15 protein-coding genes and 1 tRNA gene are annotated in these 21,281 nt (G+C 64.8%); 10 read left to right on the top strand and 6 right to left on the bottom strand.

The genetic code is table 11. From position 1 onward, the window contains the following. Positions 1–82: 82 nt before the first annotated feature. Positions 83–172: transfer RNA gene (locus ASF04_RS06730), tRNA-Ser, on the bottom strand. Between the two features lie 135 nt (positions 173–307). On the opposite strand from ASF04_RS06730, the gene ASF04_RS06725 reads away from it, so the two are divergent. Beyond that, positions 308–2,431, top strand: coding sequence for a TonB-dependent siderophore receptor (locus ASF04_RS06725; protein WP_056139290.1), 2,124 nt, complete (start codon positions 308–310; stop codon positions 2,429–2,431). 75 nt (positions 2,432–2,506) lie between these two features. On the opposite strand, the gene ASF04_RS06720 is transcribed toward ASF04_RS06725, so the two are convergent. The 4 genes from ASF04_RS06720 to ASF04_RS06705 all read right to left on the bottom strand — a co-directional run bounded on the left by ASF04_RS06720 (position 2,507) and on the right by ASF04_RS06705 (position 7,993). Continuing rightward, positions 2,507–4,591 (bottom strand): bifunctional diguanylate cyclase/phosphodiesterase, encoded by a 2,085-nt coding sequence (locus tag ASF04_RS06720; protein ID WP_056139288.1) that lies wholly within the window; start codon positions 4,589–4,591, stop codon positions 2,507–2,509. Between the two features lie 5 nt (positions 4,592–4,596). Further along, positions 4,597–5,775 carry an EAL and HDOD domain-containing protein gene (locus ASF04_RS06715; RefSeq protein ID WP_056139286.1) on the bottom strand — a complete coding sequence of 393 codons (1,179 nt, stop codon included), beginning with the start codon at positions 5,773–5,775 and terminating at the stop codon, positions 4,597–4,599. Positions 5,776–6,007: 232 nt separating this feature from the next. Beyond that, positions 6,008–6,625, bottom strand: coding sequence for a response regulator transcription factor (locus ASF04_RS06710; protein WP_152881485.1), 618 nt, complete (start codon positions 6,623–6,625; stop codon positions 6,008–6,010). 6 nt (positions 6,626–6,631) lie between these two features. Next, positions 6,632–7,993: a cache domain-containing protein gene (locus ASF04_RS06705; protein ID WP_056139284.1), complete on the bottom strand. Its 1,362-nt coding sequence runs from the start codon at positions 7,991–7,993 to the stop codon at positions 6,632–6,634. Between the two features lie 186 nt (positions 7,994–8,179). Here ASF04_RS06705 and ASF04_RS06700 point away from each other — a divergent pair, with 186 nt between their 5' ends. The 6 genes from ASF04_RS06700 (at position 8,180) to ASF04_RS06675 (ending at position 14,428) form a co-directional block, all read left to right on the top strand. Further along, a complete protein-coding gene (locus ASF04_RS06700; RefSeq protein WP_056139282.1) occupies positions 8,180–10,255 on the top strand; it encodes a carbon starvation CstA family protein in 2,076 nt (691 codons plus the stop codon). Positions 10,256–10,257: 2 nt separating this feature from the next. Further along, complete coding sequence (locus tag ASF04_RS06695) at positions 10,258–10,458, top strand: YbdD/YjiX family protein (RefSeq protein ID WP_019922558.1); 201 nt, start codon at positions 10,258–10,260, stop codon at positions 10,456–10,458. Between the two features lie 126 nt (positions 10,459–10,584). Beyond that, positions 10,585–11,454 (top strand): ThiF family adenylyltransferase, encoded by an 870-nt coding sequence (locus ASF04_RS06690; RefSeq protein ID WP_056139280.1) that lies wholly within the window; start codon positions 10,585–10,587, stop codon positions 11,452–11,454. Beyond that, positions 11,451–12,536 carry a nitroreductase family protein gene (locus ASF04_RS06685; protein WP_056139278.1) on the top strand — a complete coding sequence of 362 codons (1,086 nt, stop codon included), beginning with the start codon at positions 11,451–11,453 and terminating at the stop codon, positions 12,534–12,536. Before ASF04_RS06690 ends, ASF04_RS06685 begins: the two co-directional genes overlap by 4 nt. An 84-nt stretch (positions 12,537–12,620) precedes the next feature. Further along, positions 12,621–13,301, top strand: coding sequence for a DapH/DapD/GlmU-related protein (locus ASF04_RS06680; protein ID WP_056139276.1), 681 nt, complete (start codon positions 12,621–12,623; stop codon positions 13,299–13,301). A gap of 146 nt (positions 13,302–13,447) precedes the next feature. Further along, positions 13,448–14,428: a PEP-CTERM sorting domain-containing protein gene (locus ASF04_RS06675; RefSeq protein WP_056139274.1), complete on the top strand. Its 981-nt coding sequence runs from the start codon at positions 13,448–13,450 to the stop codon at positions 14,426–14,428. 61 nt (positions 14,429–14,489) lie between these two features. On the opposite strand, the gene ASF04_RS06670 is transcribed toward ASF04_RS06675, so the two are convergent. Then, a complete protein-coding gene (locus ASF04_RS06670; protein WP_229204951.1) occupies positions 14,490–15,695 on the bottom strand; it encodes a glycosyltransferase in 1,206 nt (401 codons plus the stop codon). A 174-nt stretch (positions 15,696–15,869) separates the two neighbouring features. Between ASF04_RS06670 and ASF04_RS06665 the strand changes: the two genes are divergently transcribed. Genes ASF04_RS06665 through ASF04_RS06660 form a run of 3 tightly spaced genes read left to right on the top strand, consistent with a single transcriptional unit; the run spans position 15,870 to position 21,211 of the window. Then, positions 15,870–18,212, top strand: a complete 2,343-nt coding sequence (locus tag ASF04_RS06665) for an ATP-binding protein (protein ID WP_056139271.1) — start codon at positions 15,870–15,872, stop codon at positions 18,210–18,212. After that, positions 18,124–19,050: a response regulator gene (locus ASF04_RS28675; RefSeq protein ID WP_373922126.1), complete on the top strand. Its 927-nt coding sequence runs from the start codon at positions 18,124–18,126 to the stop codon at positions 19,048–19,050. The genes ASF04_RS06665 and ASF04_RS28675 overlap by 89 nt, the downstream gene beginning before the upstream one ends. 1 nt (position 19,051) lies before the next feature. After that, positions 19,052–21,211, top strand: a complete 2,160-nt coding sequence (locus ASF04_RS06660; protein ID WP_056139269.1) for a bifunctional diguanylate cyclase/phosphodiesterase — start codon at positions 19,052–19,054, stop codon at positions 21,209–21,211. The last annotated feature ends 70 nt before the right edge of the window (positions 21,212–21,281 follow it).

Genomic DNA, 21,281 nt, shown 5'->3' with positions numbered 1-21,281 from the left:
AAATTGACCTGCAATAATATGCTTGACGCATACCCGTAAAAACGAAAAAGCCCTTGAAGATCAAGGGCTTATTCATTTCATCTGGCGGAAACGGTGAGATTCGAACTCACGAACGGCGCAAACCGTCGGCAGTTTTCAAGACTGCTGCCTTCAACCACTCGGCCACGCTTCCTAGTGCGGGGCATTATACAGATTTCGTCCCGCTTTGGCGACGAAACCGCCCCACGCCCTACGTACCGACCGCAATTGCGAATGGTTCTCATTTTCTATACCATGTGCGTTTTATCTTGCCACCCACAAAACCACCATGACGCCGATCCTCCGCCCCCGCTACTTCATGCTCACCTACGCCCTGCCCCTGGCCTGCCTGCCCGGCCTCGCGATGGCGCAAGCGCAACCGGACGACATGCAGGTGTTGCAGGCGGTGCAGATTACCGGCGCCCGCGCCGACGGCTTGCTGCCGACCACTACCGAGGCCGGCAGCTTTCGCGGTTCGAACATCATGGACGTGCCTTCCACCGTCAACGTGGTCACGCGCGAGCTGATCGAATTGCAGGCGATGGGCGGCTTGTACGATGCGGTGCGCAACACGGCTGGCGTCACGCGCCAGCAAAACGGTGGCGACACCTGGGACCAACTGGTCATTCGCGGCATCGCGGTGGAAAACCGTACCAATTACCGCCTGAACGGCTCCATGCCCGTCATGAACTTCTCTCAGGTGCCGATGGAAAACAAGGAGCGAGTGGAAGTACTCAAGGGCGCGTCCGCCCTGTACTACGGCTTTACGTCGCCGGCCGGCGTGGTCAACTTTGTCACCAAGCGCGCGGGCGGTACGCCGGTGACCAGCGTGGGCGTGACGGTGGACCAGAACGGTACGGCGGTAGCCAATGCCGATATGGGCCGCCGCTTTGGCGATCAGCAGCAGTTTGGCGTGCGCATCAATGCTGCCGGTGGCACGCTGGGCTCATACCTGCGCGATGTGGGCAATGGCAATCGCAAGTTCGTCTCGGCCGCGCTGGACTGGCGCGTGACCAACCGCCTGCTGCTCAAGGCCGATCTCGAACATGACCAGCGCCGCGTGACCGAGCAGGCGGGCGTGGCGCTGCCTGCCGCTGTCAATGGCGTGATCACGTTGCCGCGCGCGGTCGATCCGAAGGCGCTCATCGGTCCGGACTGGGCGCGCTTCGAAGCCACGACCAACAATGCCCAGTTGCGCGCCGACTATGCGCTGGCCGACGGCTGGGCCATGACCGTGGAGGCCGGCTACTCGCAAACCGCGCGCGACCGCACGCTGCCGATCTTCCGTTTGAATAACGCTGCTGCACTGGCCACCGGCGCCGGCCGCATTACCGGCAATATGCAGCACAGCGTCACCGGGTCCGACCTGCTGCGCGCCGAGGTGGTGGGCAATCTCCGGACCGGTCCGCTCAAGCACGAGCTGACGGTGGGCGTTGCCCGCACCGAAAAAACCCAGGACCCCATCTACCAGAGCAACTACACGATCGCGTCGCAAAACCTGTACAACCCGGTGGCGATTCCGCTCTCGAGCGTGGTGTTCGGCGCCAGGCCCGCCACGCCCACCACGGCTGCGCTGAAAACGCGCGACCAGGGTATCTATGCGCTCGACCGTATCGAGTTCTCGCCGCAATGGCAAAGCGTGCTGGGCGTGCGTCACTCGTCGTACCGGAGCGACCAGGGCGCCACCCACTACGACGTGAGCAAGACCACGCCGATGGTGTCGCTGATCTACAAACTGTCGCCGCAGCTGTCGTTCTATGCGTCCGCCGCGCGCGGCCTGGAGGAAGGCGAAACGGGGCCTACCGGCACCGTCAACCAGAGCGTCAAGATGGCGCCCGGTGTGAGCAAGCAGAAGGAGCTCGGTACGCGCTGGCTGACCGCCAACGGCACGCTGGTGTCGGCCGCGCTGTTCGATATCAGCCGCCCCGGCTATTACACCAACGCCGCCAACTATTTTGTGGCCGACGGCGAGCAGCATTACCAGGGCCTGGAAATTTCCACCCAGGGCAAGCTCACGCGCCAGCTGTCGTGGCAGACGTCGGGCCAGCTGCTCAACCCGCAGTTCGAACACACGACCGCCGACTACAACGGCAAGGCGCCGGAAAATGCGTCCAAGCGCACGGCCAGCACCTTCCTGTCGTATGCGTTCGATGCCGTGCCCGGCCTGTCGGTCAATGGCGGCGCGTATTACTACAGTGCGCGCCCGGTCAACGATTTGAACCAGGCATTCCTGGGCGGCGTCACGCTGTTCAGCGCGGGTGCGCGTTATGTCAACCAGGTGATGGGCCGGCAGACCACGTGGCAGGTCAACGTGGAAAACCTGGGCGACAAACAGTACTGGGCCGGCGCCGGTACCCGGCTGGCCGCCGGCGCGCCGCGCCTGATCAAGCTGAGCATGAAGGTGGACCTGTAACGAAGGCGCGCAACAAGGTTATCTGTCGCCAGCGCTGCCGACCCGGTGGCGCAGCGCTGTCAGCGCGACGCCGGTTCAGGCGGCGCGCGTGGCGTGCCCCGGCGCCCAGTTCTCGCGCAGCGCCTGCTCAAAGGCGTCCGCCTCCAGCGGCTTGGCGAACAGATAGCCCTGCACTTCGTCGCAGCCGCTGTTTTTCAGGAAGGCCAGTTGCTCCACCGTTTCCACGCCTTCGGCAATCACCTTGTGCTTGAGCTGCTGGGCGATGCTGATGATGGTGTTGGCGATGGCGCAGTCGTTGGCGTCGCTCGGCAGGCCGATGGTGAACGACCGGTCGATTTTCAGGGTGTCGATCGGGAAGCGCTTCAGGTACGACAGGCTCGAGTAGCCGGTGCCGAAGTCGTCGAGCGAGAGCGTGACGCCAATGGCGGTGATGCGGTCCATGATGCCGATCACGCGGTCGATGTTGTGCATCAGCGTGCTTTCGGTGATCTCCAGTTCCAGCCAGGTAGGCTCGAGGCCGTAGCGGTCCAGCGTGTCCTGCACCCGGCCCGGCAACGATGACGTGAATTCGCGGGCGGAGACATTGACTGCCAGCCGGATCGGCGGCAGGCCGGCGTCTTTCCATTGCTTGGCCTGGGCACAGGCCGCTTCCAGTACCCACTCCCCCACTTGCACCACCAGGCCGGTCGATTCGGCCAGCGGAATGAATTCGGACGGCGGTACCAGGCCGCGCACCGGGTGGCGCCAGCGCACCAGTGCTTCGGCGCCGATGATCCTGCCGTTCTCGATGCAGAACTTGGGCTGGTAGTGCAGCAGCAGCTCGCCGTTGCCGAGCGCGGCGCGCAAGCCGGATTCGATGCGCATGCGTTCCTGCATGCCCTGGTTCATGTCCTGGCTGTAGAAGGCCACGTGGTCGCCGTCGCTGCCGCCCTCCTGCTTGGCGCGGTACATGGCGATGTCGGCCAGGCGCAGCAGGGTTTCGGCGTCGTCGCCGTCCTGCGGATAAACGCTAATGCCCACGCTGCCGCCCACGCGCAGGTCGTGGCCGTCGATGATGATCGGGCTGTTGAGCGTGGCCAGCAGCTTTTGCGCCACCATGCTCGCTTCGAAATGCTGGCCGATGTCGAACAGGCCCACGGCAAATTCGTCGCCGCCCAGGCGGGCCACCAGGTCCTGGTCGCGCAGCACGGTGCGGAAGCGGCGCGCCACTTCGCACAGCAGCGCGTCGCCGATCCTGCGGCCGAGCGTGTCGTTGATCAGCTTAAAACGGTTGAGGTCGATGAACAGCACGCAGCCGTGCAAGCGGCCGCGCTGGGCCACCATCAGCGCCTGGTCCACCAGCTTGGTCAGCAAGGTGCGGTTGGGCAGATTGGTCAGCGCGTCGTAATAGGCAAGGTGGTGGATGCGTTCTTCCGCCATCTTGCGTTCGGTGATGTCGGTCAGGTACGCGATCAGGCCCACCGAGCGGCTGTTGGCATCGCACAGCGGCGACAGCGACAGGCTGGCCCAGAAAATTTCCCCCGATTTCTTTTTGCGGCGCACTTCCATCAGGCGCCCGCCCTGCTCCACGAACGGGTCGTCGAAGCCCATGTCTTCGTCTTCGTACAGGAACAGGATGTTGCGGCCCACCGCTTCCACGGCGGTGTAGCCGAACAGCCGTTCGGCGCCCTTGTTCCAGCTGAGGATGAACCCGCTCATGTCCATCGTCACCACCGATTCGTGGATGTGGTCGAGGATTTGCGCCTGGTGCTGCAACTTCGCTTCCACCTGGCTGTACGCGTGGGTGCTGCGCTGGGCAAGCGAGTGCACTTGCAGCACGCTGCCGGTCAGCGTGGCCAGGCTGGCCAGGTGCTGGCGGTCGAGGTCGCTGTAGTCGAGGCGGCCCGAGACGGTGAAGCGGCCGAAGTATTTGCTGTCGAACCAGATATCCTGGGTGAGCGTGGGTACCGGCGCGTCGTTGGCGGCGTGGATTTCCGGCGCCGGCAGCTTGGCCAGCAGCGACGCAGCGTCGGCCGGTAAATATTCGCCGAGCGGACTGCCGGTCACGCTGCGCACGATGCGGCCCAGTTCCTCCACCAGCGCGTGGCCACGCAGTCGCAGCACGGCGTCGCAGAGGGCGGCGCTGTTGGCGATGAAATCCGTGACGGGGTGGCTGCGCATGGTCGTTACAGGCTCCGGCTGACCTGCAGCGCCCACTGGTGGGCTTCCAGCTGGGTCTGCCAGTATGTTTCGGCATCGATGCCGGCCTGGGCCAGCGCGGCGCGGTCGTGGCCTTCCACCAGCTTGAGCAGTTCGCCCAGCGGGCCGGCGCGGTCGAGCAAGGCCATCACCACGTCCAGGTCCAGGCTAAGGGCGGCGACGATTTCGGTCATCTCCATGCCGAGCAAGCGGTCCAGCAGCGAAAACACGCCGGCCACGAACGCCATGTCCTGCCGGTCGCGGTCGCCGCCCTGGGCGCGCACCAGCGCTTCCATTTGCGCGGCGCGCACGGCGGCCAGCGGCAGCAGCGGGTTGGGCAGGCCGTCGTCCTGCTGGCGCGCGTACAGCAGCAGTTGCAGCCAGCGCTGCAACTGGCGCCGGCCCAGCACGTTGATGGCCTGGCTGAAGCTGTGCACGGGCGAACTGAGCGCAAACGCGGCCGAGTTGACCAGTTTTAACAGGTGGTACGACAGCGACGGGTCCTGCTTGAGCAGCACTTCGAGCTCGCGCGTATCGGCATCGCGCGCCAGCAAGCCCAGCAGCGCCAGCAGGCGCTTGCGCGAGGTGCCGTCGCCAGCGTTGTCGTGGTCCGGGTTGCTGGCAAAGTCGCCCATGAACCAGCTGAAACCGGCCTCGGCGCAAGCCACAATGCGCGCTTCGCTGGGCATATTGGTGGCCAGGTGCGGGCCGGGCTGGCCGATCAGGGCCACCACCGGCGGCAAGTCCACGGAAGCATCGACCATCAGCGAACGGGCGCTGCACAGGGTGGCGGCCGAGCCCGGCGCCACGCCGTCGGTCATGGTGCGGTAGCCGGCGTCGGCCAGGGTGGCCAGTTTTTTCTGTATCGCCGGATCGACGCAGGCAGCGGCCGGCACCCGCAGGATCACGCGGTTAGGCGGCAAGGTGGACAGTTGCGACAGTTCCAGCCGGGCTGGTGCGGCCACCGGCACGATCACGTCGAGCGGCGCCAGCAGGTCGAACACCGCCGGGGTTTTGAGCAGGGTCAGTGCGTCCTGGAACGGGTCGGTAACTTCGGCACCGTCGTGCCCGGCAGGGGTGAGCACCAGCGCCACCCAGGCATAGCGGGCGTCGGAGACTGCCTGGAGTTCCGCGAGCGGGAATGGTTTATTTTCAGGCGCAGACATCAAGTTCTCTTTGAAGGTTCGGCGCGCGTTGTTCGGACCCTGTGCGATGTGCCATATGACGAGTAGTGAGCCAACTTACAGGATGGGAAACATTTTATATTTTTACACAATTGCTCTTTTCCAAGCAGTCCGAATATAGCAGATATTGCCCCAGAAACACGGAATATTAGAAAGAGCTTAATACTATTAGGAAAGTGACTCTAAAGTGTTGCATACATACAAATCCAAGACACTATTGCGCGTGCTGCACCGCAAAGCGTATCAGTTCGGCCTGCCCTTCGATGCCCAGCTTGCGCTTGATGTTGAGGCGGTGGGTTTCCACCGTGCGCACCGACAAGTCGAGTGCGCGGGCGATCTGCTTGTTCGATTCGCCATTGGCGATGTGGCGCAGCACTTCGTGCTCACGCGAGGTCAGCTGATTGTCCTGGTTCTGCGGCTGGGCCAGCTGGCGCGCCAGCGCGGCACTGTAATAAATCCCGCCCGACATCACGGTTTCGATCGCCACCACGATGTCCTTGCCCGGCGCATCTTTCAGTACATAGCCGCGCGCGCCGGCCTGGATCGCCTGCGACACGTACTCGAGCTTGTCGTGCATGGACAGGATCAGCACGGCAATGCGGGGAAACGCCTGCTTGAACTGCGCGGTCGCTTCGATGCCGTTGGCGCCGCGCATATTGATGTCCATGAGGACCAGGTCGATGGCGTGGCGGCCCGCCTGCTCCAGCGCTTCGGCAGCGCCGCCGGCTTCGGCCACCACCTCGAATTGCGGCATCGCTTCCAGGCGGGCGCGCAGGCCGTCGCGTACCAGGGGGTGGTCGTCGACCAGCAGGATTTTGATAGGTGTTGTCATAGTCATTCAGCTGTTATAGGCGGCGTAAGCCGTGAGGACGGTGCCGTCGGTGGACGACACGATCTCGAAACGGCCGCCGATGGCGTCCATCCGTTCCATCATATTGCGCAGGCCGATGCCGTGCTTGGGATGCAGTGCGATGCTTTCCGCATCAAAACCGTTGCCGTCGTCGCTGATGCGCAAGGTCACCCCGGCGGCGGTGCCGGTCAGGCGGATGCCGATGTGCCTGGCGCCGGCGTGGCGTTCGATGTTGGTGAGCGCTTCCTGCGCCACCCGGAACAGCACGGTATTGGCCACGTCCGACAGGGCATCGACCGCGCCCGTGGTATCGAAGTGTACCGGGGTTCCCGAACTGAGCGTGTACTCCTGGCCCAGGTGGTGCAGCGCGGCGGCCAGGCCCAGGTCGTCCAGAATGGCCGGGCGCAGGTTGTGCGAAATGCGGCGCACCTCGCCCATCACGTTGCTCAATTGGTCGGCCGCGTGCTCGAACACGGCGGTGGCGGCCTGGCGCTGCTCGGGTTTCGGCGACGCCAGGCGGATCATGCCGGCCTCGATCTGCAGCTTGATCGACACCAGCCACTGGCTGATGCCATCGTGCAGGTCGCGTGACAGCCGGGCCCGCTCTTCTTCCTGCGACTCCACCACGCGCTGCGCCAGCACCTTGAGTTTGGCGTCGGCCACCCGGTGTTCGCTGACGTTCAGGGCCAGGCCGGCGCCGGCCACCACCAGCGCGGCGGCAATTGCGATCAGGGCGATCCACAGCATGGTGTTGTGGATATTGCCGGACTGCTGGGTGTCGATCTGCGCCAGCGCGCGATCGACGTCGTCGAGATAAATGCCGGTGCCCATCATCCAGCCCCAGTTTGGCATGGCGATCACGTAGCCGAGCTTGGCCACCGCTTTCTGGGTCGAGGGCTTGACCCACATGTAGCGCTCCAGACCGCCACCTTTGCGCGCGCGCTGCAGCAGGTTCTGGATCGTCGGGCGGCCCAGCGCATCGCGCATCTCGAACAGGTTTTTACCCACCAGGTCGGGCTGGCGCGGATGCATCAGGGTGTTGCCCTGCATATCGTAGAGGAAGAAATAGCCATCGTCGCCATAGCTGAGCGATTCGAGGATGCGCTTGGCTTCGTTGCGGGTGGCCTCGTCGTTGCGGCCCGAGTTGTACAGGTGCGAGATCGAATGGGTGGCCAGCGCCACGTAGTGCTTGAGTTCGGCCTCCTTGCTGCTCAGGTAGGCTTGCTGGATGGTGTCGCGCTGCTGCTGCGCCAGCAAGGCGGACTGGTGCTGCACCGCCAGTGCGATGGCGCACAGGGCGAAGATCAACGGCGTAATGGCCAGGAAGATGACTTTTTGCCGCAACTTCATGAGGGTAGTCCCATCGAATTTTGTATAGCCGAGATTTTACGCCTCCCCGCGCCCTCACCCCTACGTAGAAATACGCAACACAGCTGCGTAATCCTGCGCTTGCTTCAATTATGTAATTCGTGAATACTCGCCATAAGCTGCCGCGATGCCGAATTGGCAAGAGCAGCCCCCATCCTTGGAGGAAGCATGACACCTGTTCCAACCGCACCCCAGACACTCAGCGCCAAGCTGGGCTGGGCCGTCGTCGCCTTGCTTGGCGCTTCCGCACTGGGCTTTATTGCCTTGAAGCGCGGCGAGTCGATCAGCGCCATCTGGATCGTGATTGCCGCCGTGTGCGTCTATCTGATCGCCTATCGTTATTACAGCCTGTACATCGCCAAGAACGTGCTCGGGCTCGATGCCAGGCGACTGACGCCGGCGCAACGCCTCAATGACGGCCTCGACTACGTCCCCACCAACAAGAACGTGCTGTTCGGTCACCACTTTGCCGCCATTGCCGGCGCCGGTCCGCTGGTTGGTCCGGTACTGGCCGCGCAGATGGGCTACCTGCCCGGCATGCTGTGGATCCTGGCGGGTGTGGTGTTTGCCGGCGCGGTGCAGGATTTTATTGTCCTGTTCATTTCCATGCGCCGCGACGGCCGCTCGCTGGGCGACCTGATCAAATCCGAACTGGGACAAATTCCCGGCATGATCGCCCTGCTCGGCACCTTCATGATCATGGTGATCATTCTGGCCGTGCTGGCGCTGATCGTCGTAAAAGCGCTCACCCATTCGCCGTGGGGCAGCTTCACGGTAATTGCCACCATCCCGATCGCGCTGTTCATGGGCGTGTACTCGCGCTTTATCCGCGTGGGCCGCATCGGCGAAGTGTCGATCATCGGTTTTGTGCTGCTGATGGCAGCCATCTTCGGCGGCCAGTACGTGCAGGAACATCCTGCCCTGGCGCCGATGTTCGACTTCACCGGCACCGAGCTGACCTGGATGCTGATCGGCTACGGCTTCGTGGCGTCGGTGCTGCCGGTGTGGCTGCTGCTCGCGCCACGTGACTACCTGTCCACCTTCCTCAAGATCGGCACCATTGTCGGCCTTGCAGTAGGCATTATCGTGGTGGCTCCTTACCTGAAAATGCCGGCCATGACCAAGTTCATCGACGGCACCGGACCGGTCTGGTCGGGTACTTTATTCCCGTTCCTGTTCATCACCATCGCTTGCGGCGCCGTGTCCGGCTTCCACGCGCTGATCGCTTCGGGCACCACGCCCAAGATGATCGAAAACGAAACCCACGCCCGCTACATCGGCTACGGCGCCATGCTGATGGAATCGTTCGTGGCCATCATGGCGCTGGTCGCCGCCTCAACTATCGAGCCCGGCATCTACTTCGCCATGAACAGCCCGGCCGCGCTGATCGGCACTACGCCCGAGTCCGCCGCTGCCGCCATTTCGCAATGGGGCTTCTACGTGACGCCGGAAATGCTGGTGCAAACCGCCAAGGACGTTGGCGAGCACAGCATCATTTCGCGTGCCGGTGGCGCGCCGACCCTGGCGGTGGGCATGGCCCACATCCTGTCGAGCGTGATCGGCGGCCAGGCCATGATGGCGTTCTGGTACCACTTCGCGATCCTGTTCGAGGCGTTGTTCATCCTCACCGCCGTCGATGCCGGCACCCGCGCCGGCCGCTTCATGCTGCAAGACTTGATGGGTGCATTCGTGCCGGCCATGAAACAAACCGAAAACACGTTTGCCAACCTGGTCGCCACCGGCCTCTGCGTAGCAGCGTGGGGCTACTTCCTGTACCAGGGCGTGGTCGATCCGCTGGGCGGCATCAACACCTTGTGGCCGCTGTTCGGTATCGCCAACCAGATGCTGGCGGCCATCGCGCTGATGCTCGGTACCTGCGTGCTGTTCAAGATGAAGCGCGGCAAATACGCATGGGTGACCATCGTGCCGACCATCTGGCTGCTGCTGTGCACGCTGACCGCAGGCTGGCAGAAAATGTTCCATGCCGATCCGAAAATCGGTTTCCTGGCGCATGCGGCCAAGTACCAGGCAGCGATTGACGAAGGCAAGATCCTGGCCCCGGCCAAGTCGCTGGCGCAGATGCAGCAAGTGGTCTTCAACGATTACCTCGATGCGGGCCTGGCTGGCTTCTTCGTGATCGTCGTGCTGAGCGTGCTGGTGTTCGGCATCCGCACCGTGATGAAGGCGCGCGCCAACAACTTGCCGACGGTGAACGAAAGTCCACTCGTCCTGGCCAAGGTGTAACCATGCTGGGCGACATCGCCAAGGCCGGCCGTTACCTCGGGCAGAGCATGCGCCTGATGATGGGCCTGCCTGATTACGACACGTATGTCAGCCACCGGGAGGTGACCCATCCGGGCGAGCCGGTGATGACGTACGAGGAGTTTTTCAAGGAGCGGCAGGAAGCCCGCTACGGCGGGGCCGGCAAGCGCGGCGGTTGTTGCTAGGCGCTGCGGCATCAATCAAAACGGCATTGTTCGCAATGCCGTTTTTTTTTCGTTTCCCCGGGAACTTTTTGGCGCGTGCGTCGTCAAATAAGCTCAGCCACACAGATGGCTACTTCCGGGAGACACATGACATCCTCATTTTCCTATGACAATGCCTTTGCCCGTAACATCGGCTGGGTGACCCATGCCGAGCAATCGGTGTTGCGCGACAAGCGCGTGGCGATAGCCGGGCTCGGCGGTGTTGGCGGCGTGCATTTGCTCACGCTGGCGCGCCTGGGCATCGGCAATTTTCACGTGGCCGATTTCGATACCTTCGATGTCGCCAATTTCAATCGCCAGGTGGGCGCTACCGTCTCCACGCTGGGCCAGCCAAAGGCCGAGGTGCTGGTGCGCATGGCGCGCGATATCAATCCCGAGCTCAACATCGTCAGCTTTACCGACGGCGTCAACGAAGACAACCTGCTCAAGTTTTTGCTGGGCGTGGACCTGTATGTCGATGGCCTCGATTTCTTTGCCTTTGCGGCGCGCCAGGCCACCTTTGCTGCCTGCGCGGCGCGCCACATTCCCGCCATTACCGCCGCCCCGCTGGGCATGGGTACCGCTGTGCTCAACTTTTTGCCGGGCCAGATGACGTTCGAGGAATATTTTTGCTGGGGTGACCTGTCCGAGCGCGAAAAGGCGCTGCGCTTCCTGATCGGCCTGGCGCCGGCCGGCTTGCATGGCGACTACCTGGTCGATCCGTCCACCATCAACCTGGCGGAACAGCGCGGCCCATCGACCATCATGGGATGCGAGCTGTGCGCCGGTGCGGCCGCCACCGAGGCGTTGAAAATCCTGCTCAACCGGGGCGAAGTGCTGGCCGCGCCGTACGGTTACCAGTTCGACGCCTACCGCAACAAGCTCACCCGCACCTACCGCCCCGGCGGCAACCGCCATCCGTTGCAGCGTATTGCCATGATGCTGGCGCGCCGGCGCATGGCTGAGGCGACCTCATGAAGCCGCCGCACCAGCTTGATCCGACGCTGGAAAAAATCCTCGACCTGGCGCGCTGGGCGCCCAGCGGCGACAACACCCAGCCGTGGCGTTTTGAGATACTCGATGCGCGCCGGCTGGTCGTGCACGGCCACGACACGCGCGACCATTGCGTGTATGACCTCGACGGCCACCCGAGCCAGATCTCGATCGGCGCCCTGCTCGAGACCATGGCGATTGCCGCCAGCACATTCGGCTTGGCCACCCGCATCGTTCCCCACCTGGACGCGCCGGCCCACCGCCCCACGCTCACCGTCGAATTCAACGACCATGCGGCACTGGCGCCCGATCCGCTGGCCGCGCACATCCTGGCGCGCAGCGTACAGCGGCTGCCGCTGAGCCGGCGCGCGCTCACGGCCAGCGAGAAGGCAGCACTGACCGCCACGCTGCCGGGCGGCTACGAGGTCATCTGGCTGGAGGGAAAGCAGCGCACGGCCGCGGCCGGCTTGATGTTTCGCAATGCCAAGCTGCGGCTGACCATGCCCGAGGCGCACCAGGTACACCTGGCCGTGATCGAGTGGAATGCGCGCCACAGCGCCGATCGCATGCCCGACCGCGCGCTTGGCGTCGATCCCTTCACGGCAAAAATGATGCGCTGGGTGATGCACGACTGGCGCCGTGTCGAGTTTTTTAACACTTGGCTGGCGGGCACGGTGGCGCCGCGGTTGCAGATGGATCTGATCCCCGGCCAGGCCTGCGCCGCCCACTTCGTGCTGGCGGGGCTCCATCACCCGCACCGGACTGCCGACTACCTTGCTGCCGGGCGCGCCATGCAGCGTTTCTGGCTTACGGCCACGTCGCTGGGCCTGCAGTTGCAACCGGAACTGACGCCCCTGATTTTCTCGCGATACGTGCGCGACGGCCGGGTATTTTCCGGCACGCGCGGCATGCAGCAGCGGGCCGCCACGCTGTCGCGCGAGGCCGAGCAGCTGGTGGGCAAGCCCGTGTGGGAACGCGCCGTCTTCATGGGGCGCATCGGCGCAGGGCCGCCGGCCCAGGCGCGCTCGCTGCGCCGGCCGCTGGCCGAGCTGATCATCGCGCCGTAACCAGCGACACCGGTTCTTCACCCGGCAAGCAACGAGCAATCGCTAGCGCGCCACCATCATCAAGTTGTCATCGAGCAGACCACCATGCGAGCGATTCCTTCTCATCATGTCGTTGTGTTCCTGTGCCTGTTGTGTGCAAGCCTGGCGCTGGCGGTCACCAGTGCGGCGGGGTTGGCGCTGCTGCCGCTGGGCGACTTTCGCGGCGTGCTGGTCGTGTTGGCGGGCGTGCTACTGCTGTACCTGTATGCCTTCGTGGTGTACCGCCTGTTCTTGCGATTGCTGCCGCTGCGCGAAGGCGACGTGGCGCCGGGATCGCAACACGAGCTCATCGCCAACGTCAACATGCTGTTCTACCTGCTGCTGTTCAACTCGCTGGTACGGTCGCACGTGGTGCCGGTGCCGCTGATGCGGCTGGTGTACCTGGCGCTGGGCGCGCGGCTGGGCACGAACACCTATAGCGCCGGCGCGCTGCTCGACCCGCCGCTCACGCGCATCGGCAGCAACACCATCATCGGCCATGACGCCGTGATCTTCGCCCACGTGATCGAAGGCGAACGGCTCGAACTCAAGGCCGTGGTCATCGGCAATACCGTCACCATCGGCGCCACCGCAGTCATCATGGCCGGGGTGCATATCGGCGACCATGCCATCGTCTCGGCCGGTGCGGTGGTCACCAAGGATACCCGGATCGGCGCCGGCGAGGTGTGGGGCGGCATGCCGGCGCGGCGCCTCAAGGCTGCACCTGCCGCGCAGGTTGAAGCGTGACGGAATTTTTTACACTTCATCGTATTAAAACGCGCCGCGCGCGCGCAAGTACTTGATTCCACGGCGATCCCAAGCACTGGCAAGGCTTTTGCTCAAGAGCTGGCATGGTCCCGATTTCCGGGTGCCACCTACCTCTGGGAGCAACCATGAAAACATGCAAAACCGCGCTGGCCGCCGCAACGATCGCGGCCGCACTGGCCGCCCCGCTCACCGCCAGCGCCGGCCCGGTAGTCGGGTTCGATCCGACCGGCACCGGCAACTACAGCGTCTATGCCGACCTGTGGACCAACGTCACCGATACCGGCCTGGCTACCGGCTTCATTCCCGGCCTCACGGTCGGTCCCGGCGGCGCTGCGCCGTACCTGACCGAGCTGCGTTCGCAGATGGTGGTTGGCACCATGTCCAACAGTAATATCCCGGCCATCGTCACACCGCCCGGCCTCAACCAGTCGTTTGAAATCAGCAAGGTCGTGCGTTTCCAGGAGCTGGTCGATTTGCAGACGCCCACCAGCGCGCACTTCACCCTGCCGCCATCGCAATCGGCCGCCATGGACGTCGATCCGCTGCGTGCCGGCGTACAAAATCTGGCCATCTATTTCGACCAGATCACGCCCGGCGCCGGCAGCAGTAAATCCGTGCCCGGCAATGGCGTGGGCTCCGTAGCCTGCTATGGCACCGGCTCCACCTCGGCCGGCTGCGGCACGGCGCCTGGCGACCCGGACGGCGACGGCATCATCATCCTGTCCGGCCACCTGGTGTTCAACGACGCCAGCTTCACGGCCACCGGCGCCGTCGGCACCGGGTCGTTCGATGCCCGCTTCGTGATCGACTACGTCGATGCCAACTACCTCGACATCGTCACCGGCTCGATCTTCCAGGACAAGACCACCGGCACCACCAACGTGCCATCGTTCTTCACCCCCACCATGATGTGGGACGGCAGCACGCCCACCACGGTACCGTTCCTGAAGGTCGATTCGTCGCAAACCTTTGCCGCGCTGGCCGTGCCCGAACCGGCCACGCTGGCCATCATGGGCCTCGGCTTTGCCGGACTGGCGCTGACGCGCCGTAAGTCCGGCGCCAAAGACGCGACGATGGCCGGTGGCGCCGGCCTGTGCCCAGCATAGTTTCAAGCCGTGCCAGCGGCTGCGTTGGGCGGATCGGGCGCCAGCCTGATCCGCCCTTTTTTTATGGGACTCGCAACCGGTCCAGCAACGACGCCAGTTGCCTGCCTGCGTCGTAGCCGGCGAAGTGTCCCGCCAGCCGCAACGCTGCCGCACGCGGCTCGACCTGGCTCAGCAGCGCCAGCGCAGCCTCGCGCACGGCCGCTTCGCTCAGGCGGTCGGAACGCAGCAAGCGCCCGGCGCCGCAGGCCAGCACGCCCGCCATGTTCAGGTACTGGTCGAGATTGCCGGCGATCCCCAGCACCGGCACGCCTGCCACCAGCGCCTGCTGACACGTGGGACTGCCGCCGTTGCACACCACCAGTTGCGCGCGCCGCGCCGCTGCCGCGCCTGGCAGGTACGGCGCCACCCGCGCATTGGCCGGCACCGACTGCGGGCTGGCGCCGCCGGCTGTAGCGGCAATCACCGTCACCGGCAACGACGCCAGCGCCTGCATCACAAGCGGCAACACCTGGCCCGCGCCCGAACTGCCCAGCGTCACGTACACGACCGGAGGCCCGGCATCGAGTTCGTTCCACCACGCCGGCAGCGGCGTGGGTGGCGACCAGGTGACCGCCCCCATGTAAGCGTGAGAGGACGGCAAATCACTCGAGTGAAACATCTGCGGAATATCGGCATACAGCACGTGGTCGGCGTCGGTGTACACGCGCCGCAAATCCGTCCCCAGCGACGGCAGCCCGTGTGTGCGCCGCACCCGGTTGAGCGGCCGGCTGTGCAAGGCGAACGCCAGCGGCTGTACCAGCCGGAACAGGCGATCAGCGAGTGCGATGGGCAGCACGCGCGCGAACGGCAGCGCCGGCACCTGGTAATGCTGGCGCACGTAGGGGCTCCAGTAGGCGTTGATCAGGCTGATGTACGGGATGCCGGCCAGTCTTGCGCTCACCGACAGCGACAACCTGAAATCGCCGACTACCACCTGCGGCTGCACCTCCCCCAGCACGCGCAGATCATCGGCCACGTACTGTTGCAAAGTGGCCGCATCGTACACAGGTTTTCCCGCCGCCAGCGCGGCCAGAAAGCGCTCGCTGGAAATGCTGTGCAGACGCAGGGGATCGATATTGCTGCCCTTGAAAAACATGTCATAGCCGGACGCGCACGCCACGTCAACCGCGTAGCGGGCGGAGTCCAGTGCTTGCGCCAGCGCCAGCGGGCGGCCCACGTGCGCCAGGGTTACGGCCTCGGCCATGAACAGGATTTTTTGTCGTTCCATCGTCATCAGCTTGCGTTGCCTTTGCCTGTGTTGTTTGAGATAGCGCAAACGTGCCCTGTTTAGATATAGATCAATATCGTTCTGACCTCAAGCCTATATTTTTCCTACTGGCACTAGTGATGAGCCCGCCCGTGCCGACGATTTCGGCGTCCACCGTTGGAGGGTTCCACCGCGATGTCCAACTACGAACGTTCCGGCCTGAGCCAGCGGCTGACCATCCTTTCCATGCTCTCGACCGGCAGCGCGCTGCTGCTGGTGTTCTTCACGTTTGCCGCCACCTCGGTGCTGCACGGCCAGGAAGTCGAGCGCGACCGACTGGCCACGCTGGCGGCGGTGATTGGCTCCAGCGGCGATGGCGCAGTCAGGCACGTCAACAGCAAGCAGCTCGCGCACCAATTGCAGGCGCTGGGCCACGATCACGATATGTTGCAAGCAGCCGTGTACGACCGCAACGGGTCGCTGCTGGCGCGCTACAGCTCGCCACGTTTGCGGCCGGACCAGGCCGCGCCGGACGTGATGCCGGCCGACGTACTGTCCGCTCATCTCGCCGTTGCCGTCGAGGCTGCTACAGCGACGCCTGATGAGCCTGCGCGCGCCGGCGCGGCATCGGCTGCCACGTTGCCGGCAACCGCTACCGTCACGCCGGACGACAGCCGCGGCAGCAGCCCGCTCTGGCAACCGGTCAACCGCGTGATGTGGCCGTTTGTCATCCGGGGCGAGCCGGCCGGCGTGATCCTGCTCGAACGCAGCGCCTTGCCGATGTGGTTCGAGATCCTGAAAAGCCTGGGCGCCGCCTGCGTTGCTGCCGTGCTCGCTTTTATGACAGCGCTGCTGGTCGCGGCCCGTTCGCGTGGCAGCGTGACCGAGCCGGTGGCGCGCCTGATCGCGGCCGCCCAGCAGGTCAGCCGCGGCCAGCCCACATTGCGCATCGTGCACCAGCGCGGCGACGACCTCGGCGCGCTGATCGACAGTTTCAACGACATGCTGGCCCAGGTGGAGGCGCGCGACGGCGCCCTGGCCCAGTACCGCGACCAGCTCGAACGCCAGGTGGGCGTGCGCACCGAGCAACTGGAAAAAGCCAAGAATGCGGCCGAGGCCGCCAGCCAGGCGAAGAGCGCCTTCCTGGCCACCATGAGCCACGAGATCCGCACGCCGATGAACGGTGTGCTGGGCATGACGGAACTGCTGCTGGCCACGCGCCTGTCCGAGCAACAGCGCCACTACACCAGCATGGTCAAGCGCTCGGGCGAGCACCTGCTGGTGATCATCAACGACATTCTCGACTTTTCCAAGATCGAGGCCGGCAAGCTGACGGTCGAATACATCCAGTTCAATTTCCGCGACCTGCTCGACGATATCGAGCACGTGTTCTCGCCCCAGGCTCAGGCCAAGGGCTTGCGGCTGGAACTGAACGTGGCCTGCGACATTCCGGTTGCCATCAGCGGCGACCCCAACCGGCTGCGCCAGGTGCTGTTCAATTTGCTGGGCAATGCTGTCAAATTTACCGACAGCGGCGAGATCGTGGTCAAGGTGGCGGTAGCGGCCGAGGACGCCCAGCGCGTGACCTTGCGCTTCGAGGTGCACGACACCGGCATCGGCGTCTCCAACGAGGCGCGCGGACGCATCTTCGATTCGTTCTCGCAGGCCGATGGCTCGACCACGCGCAAGCACGGCGGTACCGGCCTGGGCCTGGCAATCTCGAAGCAGCTGGTGGAATTAATGGGGGGCACGATAGGCGTCGATCATGCGTTGACGCAAGGTTCGATCTTCTGGTTCGCCGTACATTTCGACAAGCCGCGCGTCGATACCGACGATCCCATCCATACCTCCCACGGAATCCGCACCTTGATCGTCGATGACAACCCCACCAGCAGAGGCGAGCTGGAACGCCTGCTGGCGACCTGGCGCGTCCCTGCCGCCGCCAGCACCGCCACCGACTCCCTGCCCCGCCTGCGCCAGGCGGCAGCCGACGGCCAGCCCTACAACGTCGTGCTGCTCGACATGGCGCTGCCGCGCACCAGCGGCCTGGCGCTGGCGGCGGCAATCCACGCCGAACCGGACCTGGCCGGCCTGCGGATCATGCTGCTGAGTACAGAGCGCGATGCCGCCGACCGCGTCCAGCAACGCGCTGCCGGGGTCGCCTTCCAGCTGATCAAGCCACCGCGCGAATGCGATTTGCATTACTGCCTGCTTGCCCGTGCCGGCGCGTATGCCTGCCGGTATGCCCACACCCAGGCCGGCGCCTGCGCCCGTACAGACACCTGCGCATACACCTGCGCATGGCCCCGCGCATGCGTCCGTGAATTTGCTCGTAAATGCGCCCGCCGATTTGCCCACCTATTCGCCAGCCAATTCGCCCGCGAACTTGCACGCCATGCTGCCGCCGCTGGCTGCGGCCGTGGCGCCTGCAGCGCCGCCGGTGACGGCATTGAGCACTTCCGGCTCGCCGCCGCGCGCGCGCCGGGGCCGCAAGGTCTTGCTGGCCGAAGACAATCCGGTCAACGTCGAGGTAGCTAGCGCCATGCTCGAGAGCCTGGGCCTGGAAGTAAGCCGCGCCTGCAACGGCCAGGAGGCATTGCACAGCTTGCAGTCGGACGACTTCGACCTGGTGCTGATGGATTGCCAGATGCCGGTCATGGACGGCTTTGCCGCCACCACCGAAATTCGCCGCCTCGAACAGCAGCACGGCTACGCCCGCACCTTGCCCATTATTGCGATTACCGCCAACGCCCTGCAAGGCGACCGCGAGGCCTGCCTGGCTGCCGGCATGGACGACTACCTGAGCAAGCCGTTCACCCAGCAGGCGCTGGGCCAGACCATCGCCCGCTGGATCAACCTGCCACGCCTGGCGCCAGGTCTGCTGGCGGCGCAGGAGGCTGACGTCCGATCATTCCAGCCGGCCTCGCTGCCGCTTGCCGTTCCTGCGCCACTGCCAATGCCGGCCCTGGCCCCGCACGAGGTTTCTTTGACGGTGCCCATGCCGGCCAGCCCTGCCAAAGACAACGCGATCAATACCCAGGCGCTGGCCAATATCCGCGCGCTGAGCGCCAGCAACGGCGAAGCCCTGCTCGAACGCGTGCTGCACGCCTACCTGGCCGACACCCCACCCCACCTGCAAGCGCTGCACACCGCGATTGCCGCCGGCAACACCGACCAGTTGCGCAAGACCGCGCACACGCTTAAAAGCAGCAGCGCCAATGTCGGCGCGCTGGCCCTGTCGCAACGCTGCAAGGACCTGGAGCAACTGGGCCGCAACAACACCACCGCCGGCGCCGCCGAGCTGCTGGCGGACATGGAACGATCTTTCCAGGCCGTGCGGCAGGCATTGGGCGCTTTGCTGGAAAAGGAAACCTGATATGGCTACTCCCCCACCCCGTGCGCGCGGCCTGGTCCTGGTGGCTGACGACGATCCCGTGATGCGCCTGCTGATGCTGGAAATGCTGGCCCAGGTGGACCTGGACGCGGTGGAAGCCGTGGACGGCTTGCAGGCGCTGGCGCGCTACCAGGAACTGGCGCCCGACCTGGTGCTGCTCGACGTGGAAATGCCCGGCATGGACGGCTTTACGGTCTGCCGCGAAATCCGCCGCCTGGATACCCACCCGGTCGCACCCATCATCATGGTGACCGGCGGCGACGAGCTCGAATCGGTCACCAGGGCCTATGAAGCGGGGGCCACCGATTTCGTCTCCAAGCCGATCAACTGGCCCATCCTCGGCCACCGCGTGCTGTACGTGCTGCGCGCGTCCGACGCGATCACCCGGCTGCGCATTGCCGACGCCCAGCACCGGGCCGTACTGGCCGCCATCCCCGACACCTTTTTCCGCATGAACAAGGACGGCTACTACCTCGACTACGAACAGGGCCACGAGGCCAGCGACGTCTTCTCCAGCGACCTGTGCGTGGGCCGCCACCTGAACGACGTGCTGCCGCCCGACATCGCCCGCCGCATGCTGGACAAGGTACGCGTCGTGCTCGACACCCAGCGCATCAGCTCGCTCGACTACGAGCTGCCCGTCACCGGCAGCGCCGCACCGCTACGCGCGCGCCACGGCGAACACGCGGTGCCGCCGCCAGTGCGCCACTTCGAGGCGCGGCTGGTGGCCACCGGCCCCAGCGAAGTGCTGGGCCTGGTGCGCGATATCAGCGAGCGCAAGCGCACCGAAGAGCAGATCCGCCGCCTGGCCTATTGCGACAGCCTCACCGGCATTCCCAACCGCCAGGCTTTCCTGGAAACGCTGGAGGCCGAACTGGTACGCTCGCGCAAGGGCAACAAGAAGTTCGCGGTGCTGTTCATGGACCTCGACGCCTTCAAGCGCATCAATGACACGCTGGGCCACGACGTCGGTGACCACCTGTTGATGGCGGTCTCGGAGCGGCTGCGCGAAACTACCCGGCCCAGCGATTTGGTCTCACGCACCGAGGTCGGCATCAACAACCTGGCGCGCCTGGGTGGCGACGAATTCACTATCCTGATCCCGGATCTCGAGCGCGTGGAAAACGCCCTCAACGTCGCGCATCGCGTGAAGGAAGCCATGCGGCGGCCGTTCCAGATCGACGACCACGAGATTTTTGTCACTGCCAGCATCGGGATTTCGCTGTACCCGGAAGATGGCGAGGATTGCAGCTCGCTGCTCAAGTTCGCCGACACCGCGATGTACCACGCCAAGAGCTGCGGCAAAAACAACGCCAAGCTCTACAGCTCGTCGCTGACGATGCAGATCATGAGCCACGTGCAGCTCGAAGTGGGCCTGCGCAAGGCCTTGCAGAACGACGAGCTGTACCTGCTGTACCAGCCGCAGATCGCCGTGGCCAGCACCAGCATCGTGGGCGTGGAAGCGCTGGTGCGCTGGCGCCATCCCGAGCGCGGCATCATCTCGCCCACCGAGTTCATCCCGCTGGCCGAGGAAACCGGCCTGATCGTGCCGATCGGCGAATGGGTGCTGCGCACCGCCTGCCGCCAGGCCATGGCGTGGCAGGCGCCGGGGCAGCGCACACTGCGGGTGGCAGTCAACCTGTCGGCCAAGCAGTTCAAGGACGAGAACCTGACCCAGATCGTGCTCTCGGCCCTGCACGACACGGGATTGCCGGCCCACCTGCTGGAACTGGAACTGACCGAAGGCACGCTGATGGACGACGCCCGCGCCACCATGGTCACGCTGGAGCAGTTGCGCGGCATCGGCGTGTACCTGTCGATCGACGACTTCGGCACCGGCTACTCGTCGATGAATTATCTGAAACGCTTCAATGTGCGCGCCCTGAAGATCGACAAGAGTTTCATCAGCGGCCTGCCGCAGGACTCGGAAAACGCCGCCATCACGCGCGCCATCATCGCCATGGCGCATGGTCTCAAGCTGGCCGTGGTGGCCGAGGGCGTGGAAACCGTTGAGCAATTGGTGCTGCTGGAAGAATACGGCTGCGACCTGGCGCAAGGCTACCACCTGGGCCGACCGTCGCCGCCGGAAACCATCGTCCAGATGCTGGGCGGCGGTGCCGCGCCGGACAGCGCGGCTTCGTGAACTGCGCCAGGTGTCCTGCGGTCCGGTTGACGCGACAACCGAGATCCAGTGACCTGCTGCCCCCCTGCCC

The sequence above is a fragment of the Duganella sp. Leaf61 genome (assembly GCF_001421905.1).
Classification (GTDB): Bacteria; Pseudomonadota; Gammaproteobacteria; order Burkholderiales; family Burkholderiaceae_D; genus Rugamonas; species Rugamonas zoogloeoides.
This window is presented reverse-complemented; position numbering and strand designations above follow the sequence as displayed.